Source organism: Kastovskya adunca (assembly GCF_059505785.1).
Genome location: NZ_JCACLG010000053.1, coordinates 1 through 18,129 on the forward strand (window position 1 = coordinate 1; position 18,129 = coordinate 18,129).

The 18,129-nt window shown below is 47.9% G+C and carries 15 protein-coding genes and 1 tRNA gene; 12 read left to right on the top strand and 4 right to left on the bottom strand.

Going from position 1 to position 18,129, the window contains the following annotated elements; genetic code table 11:
* The first annotated feature begins 148 nt into the window (after window positions 1–148).
* From AC5JR3_RS20620 to AC5JR3_RS20635, 4 genes are all read left to right on the top strand, one after another.
* On the top strand, window positions 149–469 hold the full coding sequence (locus tag AC5JR3_RS20620) for a TMEM14 family protein (protein WP_495848445.1): 321 nt from the start codon (window positions 149–151) through the stop codon (window positions 467–469).
* A 607-nt stretch (window positions 470–1,076) separates the two neighbouring features.
* A complete protein-coding gene (locus AC5JR3_RS20625; RefSeq protein WP_495848446.1) occupies window positions 1,077–2,948 on the top strand; it encodes a sensor histidine kinase in 1,872 nt (623 codons plus the stop codon).
* Between the two features lie 275 nt (window positions 2,949–3,223).
* The gene (locus AC5JR3_RS20630) at window positions 3,224–4,048 is read left to right on the top strand and encodes a metallophosphoesterase (RefSeq protein WP_495848447.1); all 825 of its coding nucleotides are present in this window, start codon (window positions 3,224–3,226) and stop codon (window positions 4,046–4,048) included.
* Between the two features lie 113 nt (window positions 4,049–4,161).
* Window positions 4,162–5,322: a histidinol-phosphate transaminase gene (locus AC5JR3_RS20635; protein ID WP_495848448.1), complete on the top strand. Its 1,161-nt coding sequence runs from the start codon at window positions 4,162–4,164 to the stop codon at window positions 5,320–5,322.
* Between the two features lie 20 nt (window positions 5,323–5,342).
* Here AC5JR3_RS20635 and AC5JR3_RS20640 read toward each other — a convergent pair whose 3' ends face one another.
* Together AC5JR3_RS20640 and AC5JR3_RS20645 are read right to left on the bottom strand one after the other, a co-directional pair.
* Window positions 5,343–5,921 carry a hypothetical protein gene (locus AC5JR3_RS20640; protein ID WP_495848449.1) on the bottom strand — a complete coding sequence of 193 codons (579 nt, stop codon included), beginning with the start codon at window positions 5,919–5,921 and terminating at the stop codon, window positions 5,343–5,345.
* A gap of 445 nt (window positions 5,922–6,366) precedes the next feature.
* A complete protein-coding gene (locus tag AC5JR3_RS20645; protein WP_495848450.1) occupies window positions 6,367–6,999 on the bottom strand; it encodes a GNAT family N-acetyltransferase in 633 nt (210 codons plus the stop codon).
* A gap of 756 nt (window positions 7,000–7,755) precedes the next feature.
* Between AC5JR3_RS20645 and AC5JR3_RS20650 the strand changes: the two genes are divergently transcribed.
* From AC5JR3_RS20650 to AC5JR3_RS20670, 5 genes are all read left to right on the top strand, one after another.
* The gene (locus AC5JR3_RS20650; protein ID WP_495848451.1) at window positions 7,756–7,983 is read left to right on the top strand and encodes a hypothetical protein; all 228 of its coding nucleotides are present in this window, start codon (window positions 7,756–7,758) and stop codon (window positions 7,981–7,983) included.
* Window positions 7,984–8,106: 123 nt separating this feature from the next.
* Entirely contained in the window at window positions 8,107–11,673 is a 3,567-nt protein-coding gene (locus tag AC5JR3_RS20655) for a response regulator (protein ID WP_495848452.1), read from the top strand.
* A 241-nt stretch (window positions 11,674–11,914) separates the two neighbouring features.
* Entirely contained in the window at window positions 11,915–13,264 is a 1,350-nt protein-coding gene (locus tag AC5JR3_RS20660) for a hypothetical protein (protein WP_495848453.1), read from the top strand.
* A 76-nt stretch (window positions 13,265–13,340) separates the two neighbouring features.
* Window positions 13,341–13,411, top strand: a tRNA-Gly gene (locus AC5JR3_RS20665).
* Window positions 13,412–13,552: 141 nt separating this feature from the next.
* The gene (locus AC5JR3_RS20670; protein WP_495848454.1) at window positions 13,553–14,080 is read left to right on the top strand and encodes a hypothetical protein; all 528 of its coding nucleotides are present in this window, start codon (window positions 13,553–13,555) and stop codon (window positions 14,078–14,080) included.
* Here the strand turns inward: AC5JR3_RS20670 and AC5JR3_RS20675 are convergent.
* The gene (locus AC5JR3_RS20675) at window positions 14,040–15,233 is read right to left on the bottom strand and encodes a DNA cytosine methyltransferase (protein WP_495848455.1); all 1,194 of its coding nucleotides are present in this window, start codon (window positions 15,231–15,233) and stop codon (window positions 14,040–14,042) included. The two genes, AC5JR3_RS20670 and AC5JR3_RS20675, sit on opposite strands and share 41 nt — an antisense overlap.
* A gap of 89 nt (window positions 15,234–15,322) precedes the next feature.
* Between AC5JR3_RS20675 and AC5JR3_RS20680 the strand changes: the two genes are divergently transcribed.
* The 3 genes from AC5JR3_RS20680 to AC5JR3_RS20690 all read left to right on the top strand — a co-directional run bounded on the left by AC5JR3_RS20680 (window position 15,323) and on the right by AC5JR3_RS20690 (window position 17,011).
* The gene (locus AC5JR3_RS20680) at window positions 15,323–15,460 is read left to right on the top strand and encodes a helix-turn-helix domain-containing protein (RefSeq protein ID WP_495848456.1); all 138 of its coding nucleotides are present in this window, start codon (window positions 15,323–15,325) and stop codon (window positions 15,458–15,460) included.
* Window positions 15,461–15,805: 345 nt separating this feature from the next.
* Window positions 15,806–15,940 (top strand): hypothetical protein, encoded by a 135-nt coding sequence (locus AC5JR3_RS20685; RefSeq protein WP_495848457.1) that lies wholly within the window; start codon window positions 15,806–15,808, stop codon window positions 15,938–15,940.
* A gap of 69 nt (window positions 15,941–16,009) precedes the next feature.
* Window positions 16,010–17,011 carry a glycosyltransferase gene (locus AC5JR3_RS20690; protein WP_495848458.1) on the top strand — a complete coding sequence of 334 codons (1,002 nt, stop codon included), beginning with the start codon at window positions 16,010–16,012 and terminating at the stop codon, window positions 17,009–17,011.
* A gap of 69 nt (window positions 17,012–17,080) precedes the next feature.
* Here AC5JR3_RS20690 and AC5JR3_RS20695 read toward each other — a convergent pair whose 3' ends face one another.
* Window positions 17,081–17,905, bottom strand: a complete 825-nt coding sequence (locus AC5JR3_RS20695; RefSeq protein ID WP_495848459.1) for a M90 family metallopeptidase — start codon at window positions 17,903–17,905, stop codon at window positions 17,081–17,083.
* Window positions 17,906–18,129 lie beyond the last annotated feature (224 nt).

Here is an 18,129-nt window from a genome sequence, read left to right on the forward strand (position 1 = left end):
CTGCTCCTCTGCTTCCCTGCTCCTCTGCTTCCCTGCTCCTCTGCTTCCCTGCTCCAACCCTGTTGACATAACAAGAAATAACAAAAATGCTGTGCACACCATCCTGTAGCTGTACAGTAGGTGGAATTCAGTACTCAGGTGTACCCAGATGAATCTTGCGGTTATTGTAGCGATCGCCTATGGTGTCTTATCTATTATCGGTGGCATTGTTGGTTACAAGCAGGCACAAAGCAAAATGTCCCTGATCTCTGGCAGCGTCAGTGGGACGTTACTCATCCTAGGGGGCGTCGTTGCCACGCTGGGACAGGCTTGGGGGCTGATATTAGCCGCTGTTATTACGGCTGTTTTGATTGTTGTTTTTCTGATTCGCTTATTTAAGACACGCAAGTTCATGCCTGCGGGGTTGATGACAATTTTAGGGGTGGTTGTTCTGGCAGTGATGATTCAGCAAGGGGCTGTGCTGGGATAATCTTGGCGGCGAAAGTAAATTGTTCACCTCCCTCTTATCTGCCCTGATTTATGGGGGGAAGTTGCACTTGCTCTCTAGCAACGAGATAGCATCCTATTTCTATAGCAGTCCTAGATGATTCTGTGAAGGTGAACTCCCCGGCTTCTTAGAGAAGTTGGGGCGCTGAGGCGATCGCATCTCACAATCAGGCAAACGCTGATTGAAAGCGTTGCTCTAGTGCGAAGGAATCGATTTCCGGTAGAGAACATGAGAACTATTATTGGTGGCGATCACTCAATCGGTGTGATCTCCGACACATGCTGGGGACTGGAGTTGCCGCAGAATATCAACGGCAATTTCCTTCAATTCTGGTTAATAAAATTTTGAGCGATATCAGTTCCGATTGAGTGACACTCAGTCGGAGCCTGTCTTTAATGAAGACAACTGCATCAAGTTTAGGGTTATGGCTCAATTTAGTTGAAGAGAAGCAAATTTTGACAGACTCCTGATGGCAGACAATCTGCTACGTTACTAAGTTTGGTTGAACAATTAACCCTTCGTCAGGTACTGAAGTTGAGCAATTTCTATCACTTCAGCCAGAACGTGACGGTCGCAGTAAGTAAATGATATGAATAGGCAACGGCTAAAAATCTTACTGATAGAAGATAATCCTGACGATGCTGAACTTTTACAGGAAATTTTAAGCGAAAGTGCGGTTGGTCAGTGGGAAGTTGTCAACGTCGAGCGCCTCAGTGCTGCCCTCCAATGCCTAAGTGAGAGCGCTTTTGATGTTGTGCTGTCTGATATCTCTTTGCCAGATGCCAAAGGATTAGAGACAGTCATAAGAATTCATGAAGCAGCCCCCGAAGTCCCTCTGCTAGTGTTGACAGGTTTGGATGATGAAGCGCTTGGTTTAGAAGCACTACGACGAGGAGCGCAGGATTATTTAGTTAAAGACCAAATTAATCAAAGTTTGCTTGTCCGAGCAATTCGCTACGCCATTGAGCGAACCCAAACCCAAAAGCAACTGAGTGAGAGCGAACAGCGTTTTCGGGCAATTTTTAACCAAACGTTCCAGTTTATGGCGTTGCTTTCCCCAGAGGGGAAGATTTTAGAAGCGAACCAAACAATACTGGATTGGCTAGAAAAGTCCAAAGCAGAGGTGACCAATTGCCCCTTAGAAGAGACACAGTGGTGGTCGCGATCGCCCCAGGTGCAAGCACGGTTAAAAAATGCGATCGCGGCGGCGGCGGCGGGGAGGTTTGTGCGAATGGAAGTCGAACAAGTCGAAACCAACGATATTGTCTCGGCTGTGGACTTCTCTATCAAACCCGTCATCAACGAAGGACGAGTGTTACTGCTGATTGCAGAAGGACGAGACATTAGCGATCGCTTATCCATCGAGAAATCCCTGCGGCGTCAAGTCGCCGCCGTAGAAGCCGCCACCGATGGCATTGCCATCTTCAACCAAGACTCGGAATACATTTATCTCAATGATGCTTACCTGCAACTTTATGGCTACAGTGATGCCACTACATTGATTGGCAAAACCTGGCGCGAGCTTTCCTCTCTCGAAGAAAATCAGCAATTTGAACAAAATACATTTCCCCTACTTTGGGAAAACGGACAATGGCGAGGCGAAGCCATCGGTAAAAAGCGCGATGGTACAACCTTTCCCGCCGAAATTGGGCTGACTCTCATTGACCAAGACGGATTCATCTGTGTCTGTCGCGACATTACCCAACGTAAACAAGCCGAGACAGAAGTTCTCAAAGCCCTTGCTCAAGAAAAAGAGCTGAATCAGCTCAAGTCCGACTTTGTGTCGATGCTCTCCCACGACTTTCGCAATCCCCTAGCAACGATTCGCTCCTCAGCGGAGTTGCTAGAACACTACGGTCACAAATCAACAGCAGAGAAAAAACATCTGTATTTCGATCGCATCAAAACCTCAATCAAAAACATGACGGCGTTATTAGATGAGGTTTTACTCATTAGCAGTGCTGAGGCGGGAAAGCTTCGCTGTCAACCTGCTCCCCTAGATTTAGAAAAGTTTTGCTACGAACTCCTCGAAGAGCTGCAAGTTAGTGCAGGCGAACACTATCAACTGATTTTCGTCCCACCTCCAAACAACGTTGATAAACCCGCCCTACCTTGCTTTGATGAAAGCCTGTTGCGACATATCTTTGGCAATCTACTCTCCAATGCCATTAAGTATTCTCCTCAAGGGGGAAGGATTTGCTGGCAACTCACCTATGAAAAAGGAGGGGCAATTTTTCAGGTGCAAGATGCGGGAATCGGCATTCCTCCCAGCGAAAAATCACGACTATTTGAGTCATTCCATCGCGCTAGCAATGTTGGCAAAATTCCCGGTACAGGTTTAGGGCTAGCGATCGTTAAAAAGTGTGTTGATGTACACGGCGGTCTAATTGAGTTTGAAAGCACCCCCGGTGTGGGAACAACCTTTATCGTTGTTTTGCCGTTGGGACGAGATGAAGTGTGAAGTGTGAAGTATGAAGGGTGAAGTATGAAGTGTGAAGTATGAAGGATGAAGTATGAAGGATGAAGTATGAAAAAAGTCCTGAGTCCTGAGTAGGCAAGAAAGTATGAAGTATGTTCGGTGAAGCCGTTGCCGGAGGCGCTTGGTGAAGTATGAAGGGTGAAGGGTGAAGTATGAAGTTAGGGGTTATCAATTCTCCCCCGCTCCCCGGCTCCCCCGCTCCCCCGCTCCCCCGCGCTATGCTGGAAGCGCCACTTTGGGGAGTGTAAAGTTAGGCAATGCACTGGATTTTATCGGGCCCATTGAGTGTCGAAAGATTGACGATCGCGATCGCTGATTTACCCGCGTCGTTAAAAGGGACAACACTCGTCCAGCTTACGGATTTCCATTACGATGGTCTGCGGCTATCGGAGGAAATGCTCTCAGAGGCGATCGCCCTTGTCAATCAAATTGAACCGGATCTAATTGTTCTGACGGGAGACTATATCACCGACGACCCCGATCCGATCCACCAGTTAGTGCGGCGGCTCAAACATCTACAAAGTCGTCTAGGCACCTATGCTGTTTTAGGAAATCATGACCTGTACTACCGTCGCTCACAGGCAATTGTCACCGAAGCATTGACCAGCATCGGCATTAAAGTTTTATGGAATGAGATAGCTTATCCCTTAGGAGCAGAATTACCCTTAGTAGGGTTAGCTGACTTTTGGTCGCGGGAGTTCGCTCCCCGTCCAGTGATGCAGCAGCTAGATGCCAAGACCCCCCGCCTAGTGCTATCCCACAATCCGGATAGTGCTGAGGATTTGCGGCAATGGCGGGTTGATTTGCAGCTATCGGGTCACACCCACGGCGGTCAGATTGTGATTCCTGGGTTCGGATCTGCCCCAGTGCTACTGGAGGAGTTGCGAGACAATTTGCCGAAACCGTTGTGGAATTGGATACCCTTTATGAAAGAATGTTCCCGCGTGATGAAGCATTGGAAATGGGCACAAGGGCTGCATCAAGTTGGAACTAATCAGCTCTATATCAGCCGGGGACTGGGAACCTATCTACCGGGACGCCTGTTTTGTCCGCCAGAGGTGACTGTTATTACGTTGGTGTAGTGGCAGGTGAAGGATGAAGGATGAAGTATGAAGTGTGAAGGATGAAGGATGAAGGATGAAGTATGAAATTAATATGGGCAATTAGCCATTAACTATTAGTAAAGGGAAAATTAATGCTTGGGTTCATCCGCTCTGATATTGCCAATCTCTCTGCCTATCAACCTCACCCTGGTGGTGTTTCGGGAAAGCCGGCTGAGATTGAAAGCCTGCCTTTAGACCGCCTCGATACGAATGAAAGCCCCTTTGATTTGCCTGACGAATTAAAGGAAAAACTTGCCTGGAGCTACAAAGAGCAAATCGAGGCAAACCGCTATCCTGATGGCAGTTATGCGGCTCTGAAGACAGCGATCGCGCAATACGTTACCGAGTCGGCTAATCTGCTTGCGGCGATCGCACCAGAGCAGATTTCGGTCGGTAATGGCTCGGATGAACTAATGCGCTCTTTACTGATTGCCACTTGTTTAGGCGGTGCAGGCTCAGTTCTTGTTGCCAATCCCACCTTTTCCATGTACGCGATTCTCGCTCAAACCTTGGGGATTCCAGTAGTTACGGTAGAGCGATCGCCGCAAGCAGATTTTCAAATCAATCTCGAACAAGCCCAAGCCGCGATCGCACAAACCCAAACGCCCCCGATTCGGGTCGTCTTTGTCGTCCACCCCAACTCTCCCACCGCCAACGCCCTCACCCCGGCGGAATTGGACTGGTTGCGGAGTCTCCCGGAACACATCCTCGTCGTCATTGACGAAGCCTATTTTGAATTTAGCCAAACCTCTACAGTAGGGGAACTGGCACAGCACCCCAATTGGGTGATAACGCGCACCTTCTCCAAAGCCTTCCGCCTAGCCGCGCACCGCCTGGGTTATTGTGTCGCTCACCCAGAAGCGATCGCTGTCTTGGAAAAAATCCGCCTCCCTTACAACCTCCCCACTTTCTCCCAATCCGCTGCTTTGCTTGCCCTTACCCACCGCCAGCAGTTACTCGCCTCAATTCCTCAACTTATTTCTGAGCGAGACAAACTTCTCACTACCCTCGCCCAGCATCCAGCTTTACAAGTTTGGCCAAGTGCGGCTAACTTTATCTACCTACGTCTCCAAACTGCCGATGGGGAAGCCTTAACCCAAATCCATCAAAAACTCAAAGCTCAGGGAACCTTAGGGCGTCAGATTGCCGGAGGATTGCGAATTACTATTGGTAGCACCGATGAAAACGCCCGAACCCTCAATCGTCTAGAAGCCATTTTGGCGGAGCATTTTCCTTCAGCCTCTGGCGTCTAAACTCCCCTAGTACCGCCGCGCTAGCTTTTCATCCCAATATCTACTCGGTCAGCCGTATCTCTTACCTTACGAATAGTTTCGGGTAAGACACCCACTAGCAGCGCAAAGGCTTCATCCGGTAGTTGGGCAATTGTTTTGGCGTCAAAGTACTGCTCAAATTGATTGAGAATCATCTGCGCCCGTTGCAGCGGTACGGGGTTATCTGTAATTTGTTTAGTGAGTCGTACCCATTGCCGCCGGATCAAATAAGCTCGTTGTCGCTCATCTGATGTTTCCGGATCAATTAGCGAGAGATTACCAACGGGCAACACTCGCTGACAATCGGCATCAAAGGAACCGCCAACCGCCGAGCCGGGGCCGGCAAACTCGGCGTGAAATTGCTTGTAAAGAATTAAGCCATTTCGTCGCCGACTATTGACAACCAGCAACTGTTGGTCATGCAACTGCTTGAGAATACCCAATGCTTGTGAGTCCTCGTATGGCTCTGGGCTATCCTTTTTCATGCCACTATAGCCTCGATTGGCGGAGCTTGGGCCGCGCCTAGGTACCTCCTCACCGTAAAGAGCCGTTTGGCTACGCTGTATATTCTCACTATCCATTGCGACTCATGTTGCTCAACGACCCGAAGGGAGAATGCACGAAAATCAAAAGTCTGGCTGATAATCTTAAATTTTTGTGAGTTTAGTACAATCCACACATGCTTTGAGGGAGCGGTGCAATTTGTTCTCAATTACCCTATCAGACAATTCGATTGATATTATTGATCGTCCTCTCCGTTAATAATTTCATTTTATGGTACGCGGCTTGCCTACAGAAAATCTTGTTATCCCAAGCTACTCTTTTTGAGATTCTCAAAACATTTGTCAAGGAAGTTCGAGAAATTCCGGACATTTTTTAAAGTAATGCTCAAGAAATTGCCCCAGGCTTCCGGAAAAATATGTTCCGGTTCAATAGCGCCAAAGCTAAAGCCTGAAGGGATTGTCTCCTCTAGGAGTGCCAATTAGTCGCCGTCTGAATTTTTTAACCAACGTTCAACAGGTGCGGTTAAGCGATCGCCGGAAGTGTGGAATGCTTATGCAAAAACAGACGTTTGGGTTGCCCCAAAAACCAGGTACCGAGGCTGGAATCTACAGAGCGCACTTGGTAGCCGAGCTGACGATAAAGCTGCCATGCTGAATGGTTGTTTTCTAGGACATGGAGGTAAAGATCAGAAAACCCCCACTCTCTAGCCGTGCGTTCACAGCTTAGAAGCAATTGTTGAGCCGCCCCCCGGCGTCGATGTGACCGTTTCACCGCCAAGTTAGAGATGTAAGGATATTGAGAACTCCCTAATTGCCAGTAGGGGGGAGAACGCAAAGCAAGTTCTACGGTTCCCACTAGTTCCTCACGATTTCCTGTGATCGTAGCCACCGATTGCACCGCCACTAAACAAGCGTAATGGGGAGCAGGCGATCGCAACCGATTGCGTAAATCTTCATAAATTCCTAAGCGTAGGATCGGGTAAGCCCAGCCACCGATCCCGGTGCGTGAGTGAAAGCTGTCCGCTAAGATTTCCGCCAGCTCAGTTAAGTCACCAGTCTGGGCGGTGCGGATCAAAAAGTGAGTCCCGGTAGTATTAGAATCCTGACTACCCCAGGAGGATTCAGAAGGCTTCAAGCAAAAGGATTTTGGGTTCACAACCACAAGAATTTTTGGCTAAAAATATACAACAAAAATGTTCAATACGAACAACCGATCAAAAATTGATAATCACTACTTGAAGAAAATAAATGTCGGCTACAGCTAAACACCAATGTTCAACCAAATCAGTTGTTTTTTCTAGGGACTTTACCGCCTCGTTTTGGACATTTTCGTGTAGCTTAAAGTTTGCAGTAAATTATGGGCGAAACGGGGGTAAAAGCGGTAGTGGTTTTCAACGTGCAGGAACAATCTCTATCCTGTCTCTGGCATCTCTTCTAGACTAAGACATCGAGAGTCTTAACGGCAGCTTGCTTATCAGGCAGCTACCTAAGCTAGCAATAGCTTAGCAAACCCCATAGGATAGTACTCTGAGGGCTGCAGATAATCTCTTTCGAGGAATATGGGTCGTCAGTTGTCAGACAACGTAGTTTAGCTACCTTTCCAGAAGGATAGTATTGTACAAATAGTGCATCGAGCGATAAAAGTAAAAGTTCAGCCATAAGCCGCTTGCGTTCTGACTTAACGCAACGCTTGCTGTCCGGATGAAGAGTAATCATCAAGGTATGTCTCAAGAGTGCTCAGATATAACTGAGTATTCAGATCGCTAGCTTAGTAGTCGCGCTCAAACCGTGGGCTTTTGAATGGAAAGTAGGATGCTAAAACGTTAGAAGCAGTTTTTTTCGGGACAACCTCAGGAAAAAGACAATAGATACAACGTTTTCAAGACTACGGGGATACCTGTGGCACAGTCTTTTGTCATTTCGCTGGGGAACGCGGTTCTTCACGCTCTCCCTTGGCAAAAAGGAGTGCCAACGACTCAACCGAGTAGGCAATCAAGAGAAGTATCATCAAGATTTGTCACACTTGAGAAGGTCACACCGTCAGACAGGAATCAAGATTATTCAGGGTGTAGGACTTACGATAACGACAGATCGCACCAACTACTACGGTGGGCTGATCGGCTATAGCCAGGAACTTTAATGATGATTAGTAACGTTTACTTAAATCAACCACCTACGTAACGCCATTTGCAGCGGAAAGAATCTGTGAATCAGAGGAAACTGTCTTTGTCCTTTAAAGCCCAGCTCACCAGGAGAGCGGTGCATGAAACCTCAAGCAAGTAGTAAGCCTAAGCTTTTGGTCGTTGATGATGAACCCGATAATCTCGACCTGCTTTACCGTACATTTCACCGCGAGTATCAGGTACTGCGGGCAGACAACGGCCCTGCTGCTTTAGAGATTTTGGCGAAGGAAGGAGATGTTGCCGTAATTATTTCTGACCAGCGGATGCCCTTGATGAGCGGGACAGAGTTTCTCAGCCTCACCGCTACCCGCTACCCGGATATTATTCGGATTATTCTGACGGGCTACACCGATGTTGAAGACCTGGTGGAGGCAATCAACGCTGGAAAGGTTTTTAAATACGTAACGAAGCCTTGGGACGCCGATGAGCTTAAGACTGTAGTTCGTCAAGCCTTAGATACGCACAACGTCTTGAAAGTGCGGACAGAGGAGTTGTGCCGGACGCTGCGCCGGGAATCGCTCCTGAATACAGTCACAAACACAATCCGTAACGCCCAGTATGGACGCAGTGGCGGCTCTCCTCTACAGCAAATTTTGCAACGGATTGTGGAGACGGTCGGGCACATGCTGGAGGTAGATATCTGCATTTTGCGACCGTTTCAGGATGCTCAGTTGGTTGAGGACTCCTTTATCTACCGAGCGCAAGCCCGTGAAGGGAGCCACGCCAGTAACCAAGAACCTCCCCTGGCCTTATTAGAGCAGATGGTGTGGGAAACCCAGGATATTGAAGTAATTAACGATATCCTGAGCGACGATCGCTTCTTGGACGATAGCGCTGAAATCCAACAACGGGTTGCGGCTTATCAGCAAGCCAATATTCGCTCTAGCTTAGTCGTCCCACTGTTTAGTCAACTAGAGTTGATGGCTGTTCTGGCGTTGCATCAATGCGGCGAACCCTATACCTGGGAAGATGACGAAATCCAGCTTGTGGTGATGGTTGCCGATCAAGCCGCCCTAGCTCTGTCTCAGGCACGGGCATACGAGCAACTCCGGGCATTAGCCACGCGGGAGGCGTTGGTCAATACAATCACCACCACGATCCGTTCTAGTCTCGACCCTCAAGAAATTTTTACGGCGATTACCCAGGAACTAGGGCAAGCACTAGAAGTCGATGGCTGCGCCTTGTCCCTCTGGAAAGATAACGATGAATTTGTTCAGTGTGTGGGGTTATATGACGGCAAGTCAGCCCAAGCCCTCTCTACCCACGAAAGCATTAGCCAGTGGCAGTTAGGCACGCAGGAGACGGAGGATTGGCAAGATCAACAAACCCCGACCACCTCTTCAGCACAACCGTCTTCCTCATCTTCAATCTCCAATCCCCATGCCTCAACGTCTTCTTTGCCGCAGTCGATTGTTCCGATTGCGGGCAATCCGGTGTTGCAGCAATTGCTGACTACCCAAAAGCCAGTGGTGATCAGCGATCTGGAAACCAAGCCCCAATTGCACGGGCTAGATTTGCCACTGCGAGAACCCGCACGGGCGCTGCTAGTTGTGCCTTTATTATCCGATGGCAGGATTATTGGTAGCATTACGTTGCGTCAGACTGACCGCTCCCGTCGCTGGCATTCGTCTGATATTGAGCTGGCTGAGGCTGTGGCTTCTCAAGCGGCGATCGCGGTGCAACAGTCCCGACTTTACCAAAAAACCCGCCAGCAAGCGGAACGTCTGCTGGAGCTAGACCGCCAAAAGACGGAGTTCTTCCAAAATGTCTCCCACGAGTTTCGCACGCCTCTGACGCTGATGATTGGCCCCTTGGAGTCAGCGATGAGTCAGAAGCAGGATTTGCCCTATGAGCAAGCCGCGATCGCCTTGCGAAATTCCCGCCGCTTGTTGCGGCTTGTCAATCAGTTGCTCGATTTGCAGCGGTTGGATGCAGGGCGAATGCAAGCGAGTTTCCGTCCTTGCGACTTAGTGGAGTTCGTCAGTCAAATCGTAGAAACTTTTCGCCCCTACTGCGAGAAAAAAGATCTTTCCATCTCCACCCATCTGACTCCTTGCTCTCCGGTTTATCTGGATTTAGAAAAATTCGACAAGGTGCTATACAACCTCCTATCGAATGCTATGAAGTTTACGAGTCCAGGGGGGAATATTGCGGTCGCTATAGAACCCGCAGGCGACCATATCCGCCTCCAAGTGCAAGACACGGGGATCGGGATTCGCAAAGAACAAGTCCCCCATCTATTCGAGCGCTTCCGCCAAGCAGAAGGCTCCGTCAACCGTTCCTATGAAGGGAGTGGTTTGGGGCTGGCGCTGGTGAAAGAACTAGTCGAACTCCACGGCGGTCAAATCTCAGTGGAGTCTGTGTATACCAAAGGCACAACCTTTACCGTTTGGCTGCAAACGGGAACCACTCACTTACCTCTAGATATGGTGCTGGAAGTGCCGACGGAAGTTCAAGCAAGCCGAGCCGCTGTGGAATTGGCGGATTTAGAAGTTGATTTTCCCATTGAGGAGGTTACGGAGTCGGAAGTTCAGTCGGAAGTGGCTTCTAGTCCCCAATCTTCAATCCCCATCCTGGTTGTAGACGACAATCGGGATTTGCGGACTTATGTGTCCCAGATTCTCAAAGCAGAAGGCTATGAGGTTTTTAGTGCTCGCAATGGGGAAGAAGGATTCCGTGTCGCCCAAGAGCGCCGTCCGTATTTGATTGTGACTGATTTGATGATGCCCATAGTATCCGGTTTGGATTTGATTCGGATGATTCGGGGAAATGAGGAGTTGAAGGGAACGCCGATTATTCTGCTGACGGCAAAAGCTGATGAGACGACCCGAATTGAAGGGGCAGAACAGGGAGCAGATGCTTATCTGTCAAAGCCCTTTAACGACCGGGAATTGCTGGCAGAAGTCCGGAACCTGCTAGCGCTAAAAGCAACGGAGCGGCGAGTCGTTGAGCTAAATAGCTATTTGACGGAGTCAGTACTCAAACGCTTTTTGCCCCCGGCGATGGTGCAACAATGCGCTACAGGTGAGATGGCACTAGATTTACGTCCGGAGCCTCATTTGGTGACGATTCTCTTTAGTGATATTGTCGGCTTTACCCAGCTTGCTAATACGTTGCGATCGCGTCGCGTTGCCGAGTTGCTCAATGAATACCTTCAGGCAATGACTCACGCGGTATTTGACAACGGTGGGACGGTCGATAAGTTTATGGGAGATGCGATTATCGCCCTATTCGGTGCGCCCGAAGAATTGACTCCCAACGAACAAGTGCGGCGAGCGATCGCCACGGCTAGAGCCATGCACCTTTCCCTAGCAAAACTCAACCAACGCTGGCAAGAGCAAGGGATTGTTGGCGGAAATGGCCCACCCCCAGTCCAGTTCCGCTGCGGCATTCACCAAGGCACCGCTGTGGTGGGGATGTTTGGCAGTAGCGAACGCTCGGACTATACCGCCATTGGCCCTTCTGTGAATATCGCTTCTCGACTACAAGAAGCGGCAGAACCCAATTCTTTACTCGTTTCCGCCACTGTTGCAGATTATTTAAGTGACGATGAAATCACTAAGTTCACTCCGCTAAAGCTTAAGGGTGTGGATGAGACGGTTCTCGCCTTTTCGGTGAAAACTGTTGATGAGAAGGATGAAGGATGAAGTGTGAAGGATGAAGGATGAAGGATGAAATTTGGGGGTAAGGCACAGTGCCAAGTTCTAAGCGGTTTGTAGTGAGGCTTTAGCCCTCGTGCCTAGAGCCTAAGCCCTTAGTACAAAGCAATTTAAGAAGTTTTACACTGAGTAAAAAACGTTGTAGAAAAAATTATCCGGTTTTTTAAGTGCTAACTGTGTATAAATATCAGGCGCTCGCATTATTTCAATTTCAGGGCACTACCAACGCGTGAATTTAACTAACTTGCCTGCTATATCAGAGCGACGTCACGCCGATCCTCCCGTGCTGTGGGGGGCTGTATTCCTTAGCTCTGTGGTTATCCATTTGTCTTTGTTTTGGTTGTTGCGTCCCTCACTGCTAGGACGCGCCCCGACTAATCAAGCGACTACCGAGCCGATTCCGATTGATTTGATCATTACTCAAGCGCCGAAGACACCTTCACCACCGCCTCAGCGAGTATCGGCTACATCCGCACCAGCCAGTCGGCAGGTTCCCTCTACAAGCCAGCCAAGGACGACTAGGACTACTGTTCAGCCGTCTCAGCAACCTGTCCCCCGTCAACCCACTCGCATTGTTTCTCCCCCGCCTCAGCCCCAAACTCCGATAAGAACTGAACGTCCCCGGATTGCTCCTACTCCTTCGCCTGCACCCAGCACGCGCCCGGATGCCGTGCAACCCTCTCCTGCGAGGACACCAGGGGAGGGAAGATTGGCTCAACTACCCTCTCTCTCTCCCTCTCGACCGTCTCCCTTCTGGCGCACACCAGAGCCATCTCCGGCTGCTCAACCTTTGCCCTCCCAAACGGCACCTTTACCTCCACGGCAAGCAATAGTGCGATCGCCTGCTGCTCCAGCTTCCCCAATCCGGCAAAGCACTCCCTCCCCTTCTCCTGCAAGGCAAGAGCCAGTGCGATCGCCTGCTCCTCCAGCTTCCCCAATCCGGCAAAGCACTCCCTCTCCTTCTCCACAACGACAAACAATAGTGCGATCGCCTGCTGCTCAACCATCACCAATCCGGCAAGCCACTCCCTCCCCTTCTCCTGCAAGGCAAGAGCCAGTGCGATCGCCTACTCCTCCAGCTTCCCCACCGCCTACACCCCCTCAAAGCCAACCTTCACCTGCCAGAGAGCCTGCACCGCCTGCTCCTCCAGCTTCCCCACCGCCTACACCCCCTCAAAGTGAACCTTCACCTTCACCCGTTGCACCACTCCCTGCACCGCAGATAGCCCAGGGAATTCTTACCACAGTGTCTAATTATCGTCTGGCGAATGCTGACAAGGATATTCCTGATGTGCTTCCTGAACCCCAGCAACGGGAGAAGTTAATTTCTGGAGTTACCTATCCTTTGCCCCAGGCGGGTGATTCATCTGTGGTGTTGCAAGTTGACTTGTTGCTAGATGACACGGGTAAAGCAGAAGTGCAGTCTACCCAAGTGCTACAAGGAAACCCGACGATTGCCCCCGATCAGTTAGCCCAGACAATTCTTCAAAACTGGGAGTTCACGCCAGCTTATCAAGCTGGTCAACCTGTCTACAGCTTGTTAAGAGTCGAATTCAGGATAGTTCCCCAGGCTAATTAAGAAAGGCTAGTTTTGGGGTTCAATTACAAGGGAAAGTATGCTACCCTATATAGGCTGACCAAAAATCAGCCAATCTGCGGGCGTAGTTTAGTGGTAAAACCTTAGCCTTCCAAGCTAATGATGCGAGTTCGATTCTCGCCGCCCGCTTTTCTTGATTTAGAGTAACTAATTATTTTTCATCAGTGACAGATTGCTGTCGTTGGGATGAATTAGATGTCTTTAAAAACGGAATGGTGAATTCTTTCCTATACTCATCCCTGATGTGCAGTACTTGTGAGGGTGATTTGTGTGCCAACGCTTCAAGTCCAAGAAGCTTACTATTTTTACAGAACATACATCCTTGAATACAGCCGCGATAAAGCGGAAATTTATCAGCGGTATGGTTTCTCCTTGCAAGGAAGCGTAGGTTCAAAAGATTGGGAGGTAGTTGCTGCAATTTTACTGAACGATAGAGCGAGAAGCGGTGATGGAGCAGATTTGGTGAACTACGAAGTTAAATCTGCTGTCATTGGAGGCAGCTTTGAGTATCAATATCATAGGAATCGTGGGCTGAACAAACTAACCGATGACAGAGATGTAGATCACATTTTTGTTGCTAGAAGTAAAACTTATATGAATGTTGAGGTTTGGCTGGTCGAGCGTACTAAGATGATTCCCACGTTCGATAGGTGGCTACCCGAACTTCTTCAAAACTATGAAATTGCAGAAAGGCAAAGGTTCCGACGCTCGGTCACTTATGGATTTGTCAGGAGTCAAGGTATTCGGCTTCTAGAAATTAGCGATGGAGAGCTAACGTATTTCCTTGAAGCAATTTAACTAGAGAATTCAATATATTTTCGGCAACCCAGGCAATGACAGGTACACAAACAGCATCACCAAATCCAGTTAAAGCTTGATTGATTTGCGATGGAATAGGGTAATTATCCGGAACGCCTTGTAGCCTTGCATATTCACGAGGTGTCATCAGGCGCATTCTGACAGTTCCTTGTCCAACTTTGACCAACATTTGCCGACTACTACCACCTTTAGCTGTTCTTAGGCAACCTGCAATACCATCTTTTCTAAGTTCTGCGCGTTGCTTTCCGTCACGAACCCGCCTGTACATCGTGCAGTAGGAGTAATATGGTAAGTCCTGCAATTCTTTTAGATAGTTGAGATTGACAGGCGACATCATATTTAAATGACGTTTCACTTCATTATCAAGCCACCAACGATTATCATCATCTGATATATTTTCTACAACACAACTCAAATTAGTTTTCACTTTTTCAGGTAATGGTGGAACTTCTACAAAATTCCAACGTAGATCATGATTAGCCGCAATCGCTTTTTCAAGAGCCTGAGTTTTAAGTGAGGAAGAACGTCTTGTAAAAATTGATAGGTTTTGATTTACATAGGGTGTATGCACTCCAATTACAAAAATTCGTGGTCTACTCTGAGGCACAAAATGAACTGCATTGATGGCATAAACATCACAGGCATAACCCAACCGATTCAACTCCTGAATTGTAATTCGGAAGTCCTGCCCACTATTTGAAGTAAGCCAACCCGTCACATTTTCAAGCATCACAAGACGAGGTTTATTCGCCTGATTCTCAAGAATTTGAGTAAAGCCCCAAAAAGCGCTAGAGTGTTGACCACTAATACCCTTTAAGTTGCCTGCCAAGGATAAGTCGATACAGGGAAATGAAGCTGTCGCAAGTAATGTATTAGGAATGTCGGCAAGACAAACAGAAAAAATATCTTGAATCCTATAATGCTTGCTTGCATCCTTAAAGTGAGCAGAGTACATCTCAAATTTGTCATGCGCCCAATCATTTGCGAAGACAACTTTCCAACCTGTTTGCTCTAGCCCCAATCTTACTAAACCAATTCCTGCAAAATACTCTGCACAGGTGAGAAGCTTGTCAGAGATTTCGGTATCACCCACACTGGGTAGAGCCTTGTGTTTCATCACCGAAAAGGCCATAGTTCTTACGTTACCGATGTATTTCGCAGATTCATAGCTAATGCGATAAAAGCATAGCGTTATTTATTATGCTAGGTCAACTAAATTTTATGAAGTGGTTTAGAGAGAAACTATATCAACTGAGAACTCGGCATGGGTTGACACTAATATATCTAGGCAATCGGTTAGGTGTTCATAATACATTCGTATCGCAACTAGAGAAGGGGAGGAAAAGTTCCCAACGCTGAGATAACGTTTGAAAGTTGCGGATACTTTCGATGTGACCACCGATCATCTAATGCGTGATGGGCTAGACTTGCCGGAAGATAGTCGCTGAAAATGCTTTATAACAAAGCTTATGCATTCAACCGACGTGAACGTGAGTCCCATATGGCTCAAACGAGCAAATTAAGTTGAAAGTCAAGCAAAAACGAAGCGACTCGATTTAACAATTAAATGCAGCAGATGGTCGAAATCTGTCAGCGGATAATGTGTGAAGCGGAGCTATCGCCCTTAACGGAATCGCTCATTCATTCCCTGCCAACTTCGACCGCAATGCTTCCCACGCCTCAATCTGCTGCTGTAATTGATGGATGCGATCGCCTAATCAACCCTCTCTTCCGGCGATCGCCTTTTCCGCTGTAAATCCTCAGGCTGTGAAATATCCACCAGTTCCCCCTCCTCAAGCCCAATCGGATCAAGACGTGGAAACGTTGCGGCTACGCTAACACTGTTTGCGATCGCGCTGCACTCAGGTAGGCTAACCTACAGGCAATTGTGCAGAGGAGAGTGCTGTCGTGAGGAAACTGTATTTCTTAGTCCCTGGAACAGATGGTAAATTTGCCTGTGGTGGTTTGTGGGCAGAGTTAAAAACCCTGAATTTGGCTAAACAGGTTTGCAGTGCTGATGTCGTGACTTACCGTCAACGAGAACAAGACACACTTTTTATTGATGACTTACTAAAAAAGAAAAATTTAGAGGATGTCATTTTTGTGATCAGTTGGGGATTTGATGTTCCCAAACTGGCGGCTAAGCTCAAACCTCACAACGTCATTTATCATGCCCACAGTGCAGGCTACGGATTCCGACTCCCTTCAAGTATTCCGATTGTCACCGTTAGCCGAAATACGATGGGATACTGGGGACAACAATCACCCAACTCACTGATTTATTATTTACCCAATCAGATTTCTGATCAATTTCAAAATTTAAACCTTGAGCGGGATATTGATGTCTTAGTTCAGGCTCGAAAGTCGTCTGAATATTTACTCCAGGAATTGATTCCCGCGTTGCAGAAGCAGTGTAAAGTATGCGTTGTTGACTCCTATGTCGAAGATATAGCCCAACTCTTCAATCAGACCAAAGTTTATCTCTATGACTCTGCTGAGTATTGGGCACAACAGAGGGTGAGTGAAGGATTTGGTCTGCAACCAATGGAAGCTCTCGCCTGTGGCTGTCAGGTTTTCTCTAGCGTCAATGGCGGGTTAGCGGATTATTTAGATCCCGGATTCAACTGCTACAAAATCGCCGGATATTCCAAAGAGTATGATGTTCAACGTATCTTAAAGATTCTGGATGCTTCTGCATCAGTTACCTTATCTGAGCAGTTTTTTGCAGAGTATCGAGCGGCAAATATTACTAAACGTCTCCAAGTAATCTTAGCGGATATCAATAATTTCTTTGACCATAAAAAACATCACCCCGCCAACATCAAAAGCTTGACGAAAATACGTGCTGCAAAATTACTCAACCAGCGAATAGTAGGAAAACTGAGAAAGAAATATAGCCGTCCTAAATGATTCCGTGAAGGCGAGAATCCCAAAGTCCTATTAAGTCGGGGATCTGAGGCGATCGCCTCTCACAAATATCTAAACCCACTGCCCAGGATCGAGTTGATAGTAATGTTGCAGTTGCTCATAAAGTGCTGGATGCTTCTTCAGTAATTGCTGCGGTTTTTCAAAGAAAGTCTCAGTCGCTACAGCAAAAAACTCTGCGGGATTGGTTGCGCCATAGCTATTCATTACAGTCTTTGCACCTCGTTGCACATCCTGACAGAGTTGTTGATATTCTTCCGTCATCACTTTTGCCCAAATCGGATAGTCTGAGCTGTGCGGCAAAATCGGTACACCCTCAGCACTACCATCTTCTTGATCCAACTGATGGGCAAATTCATGCAGCACAACGTTATGTCCATCCCTCCAATTGCCAGTGTCTCGTTTCACCTGTTCCCAAGACAGTACCAATTGGTCTCTTGTCCACGATTCCCCTAGTCTTGCTACCCGCTCTTCTTCAACAACATAATTCCCCAAAGAACTCGTTTCATTCACCAGATAAGCGCTGGGATAAACCAGAATTGAGCGCAGTTTAGGAAAATACTTTCCGCGCTCATTAAGTAAGAGTAAACAGGCGACAGCCGCAACAGTTAACTTCATTTCTTCCGTCACCTGCAATCCTCCACAGCCAATAAATTGTTTCTCCGCTAAAAACACTTGAATGTGTCCTCGAAGTCGCCTTCGTTCAGCGGGATGAACCTGGTGATAAATAGGAAGATTATTCTCAACAATGGCATTGTAAATTGCAGGAAAAGGACGCTGTCTTATTCGGTTTCGTTTTTGTTTGATCAGGATGGGATGGACTAAAATTCCCGCGATAATTAGCCCAATGATCAGAAAGACAATAATTGTTTCAACCATTAACTTTTAAGCAGATGGAAAGGCGCTCAATTTGGCGGTCAAACTCAAGATCTGATATCGGAATGCTTCGTCCCTACATCCTGAGAATTGGAGGTGCGATCGCCGTTACAGGAACAGGGGTTTTCTGGAATTACACCATCGACGTTAAGCAGAATGGCACTGATTTAAGAAAATTCATCACAACCGATCAAACCTTGTGCAGGGGGTCTGGGGGAGGCACTCAT

Coding starts and splice junctions, on each gene's coding strand:
- AC5JR3_RS20635 (WP_495848448.1), top strand. CDS start 4,162: ATGCTTGGGTTCATCCGCTCTGATATTGCCAATCTCTCTGCCTATCAA.
- AC5JR3_RS20620 (WP_495848445.1), top strand. CDS start 149: ATGAATCTTGCGGTTATTGTAGCGATCGCCTATGGTGTCTTATCTATT.
- AC5JR3_RS20685 (WP_495848457.1), top strand. CDS start 15,806: ATGCGATCGCCTAATCAACCCTCTCTTCCGGCGATCGCCTTTTCCGCT.
- AC5JR3_RS20640 (WP_495848449.1), bottom strand. CDS start 5,921: ATGGATAGTGAGAATATACAGCGTAGCCAAACGGCTCTTTACGGTGAG.
- AC5JR3_RS20625 (WP_495848446.1), top strand. CDS start 1,077: ATGAATAGGCAACGGCTAAAAATCTTACTGATAGAAGATAATCCTGAC.
- AC5JR3_RS20695 (WP_495848459.1), bottom strand. CDS start 17,905: ATGGTTGAAACAATTATTGTCTTTCTGATCATTGGGCTAATTATCGCG.
- AC5JR3_RS20655 (WP_495848452.1), top strand. CDS start 8,107: ATGAAACCTCAAGCAAGTAGTAAGCCTAAGCTTTTGGTCGTTGATGAT.
- AC5JR3_RS20675 (WP_495848455.1), bottom strand. CDS start 15,233: ATGGCCTTTTCGGTGATGAAACACAAGGCTCTACCCAGTGTGGGTGAT.
- AC5JR3_RS20680 (WP_495848456.1), top strand. CDS start 15,323: ATGAAGTGGTTTAGAGAGAAACTATATCAACTGAGAACTCGGCATGGG.
- AC5JR3_RS20630 (WP_495848447.1), top strand. CDS start 3,224: ATGCACTGGATTTTATCGGGCCCATTGAGTGTCGAAAGATTGACGATC.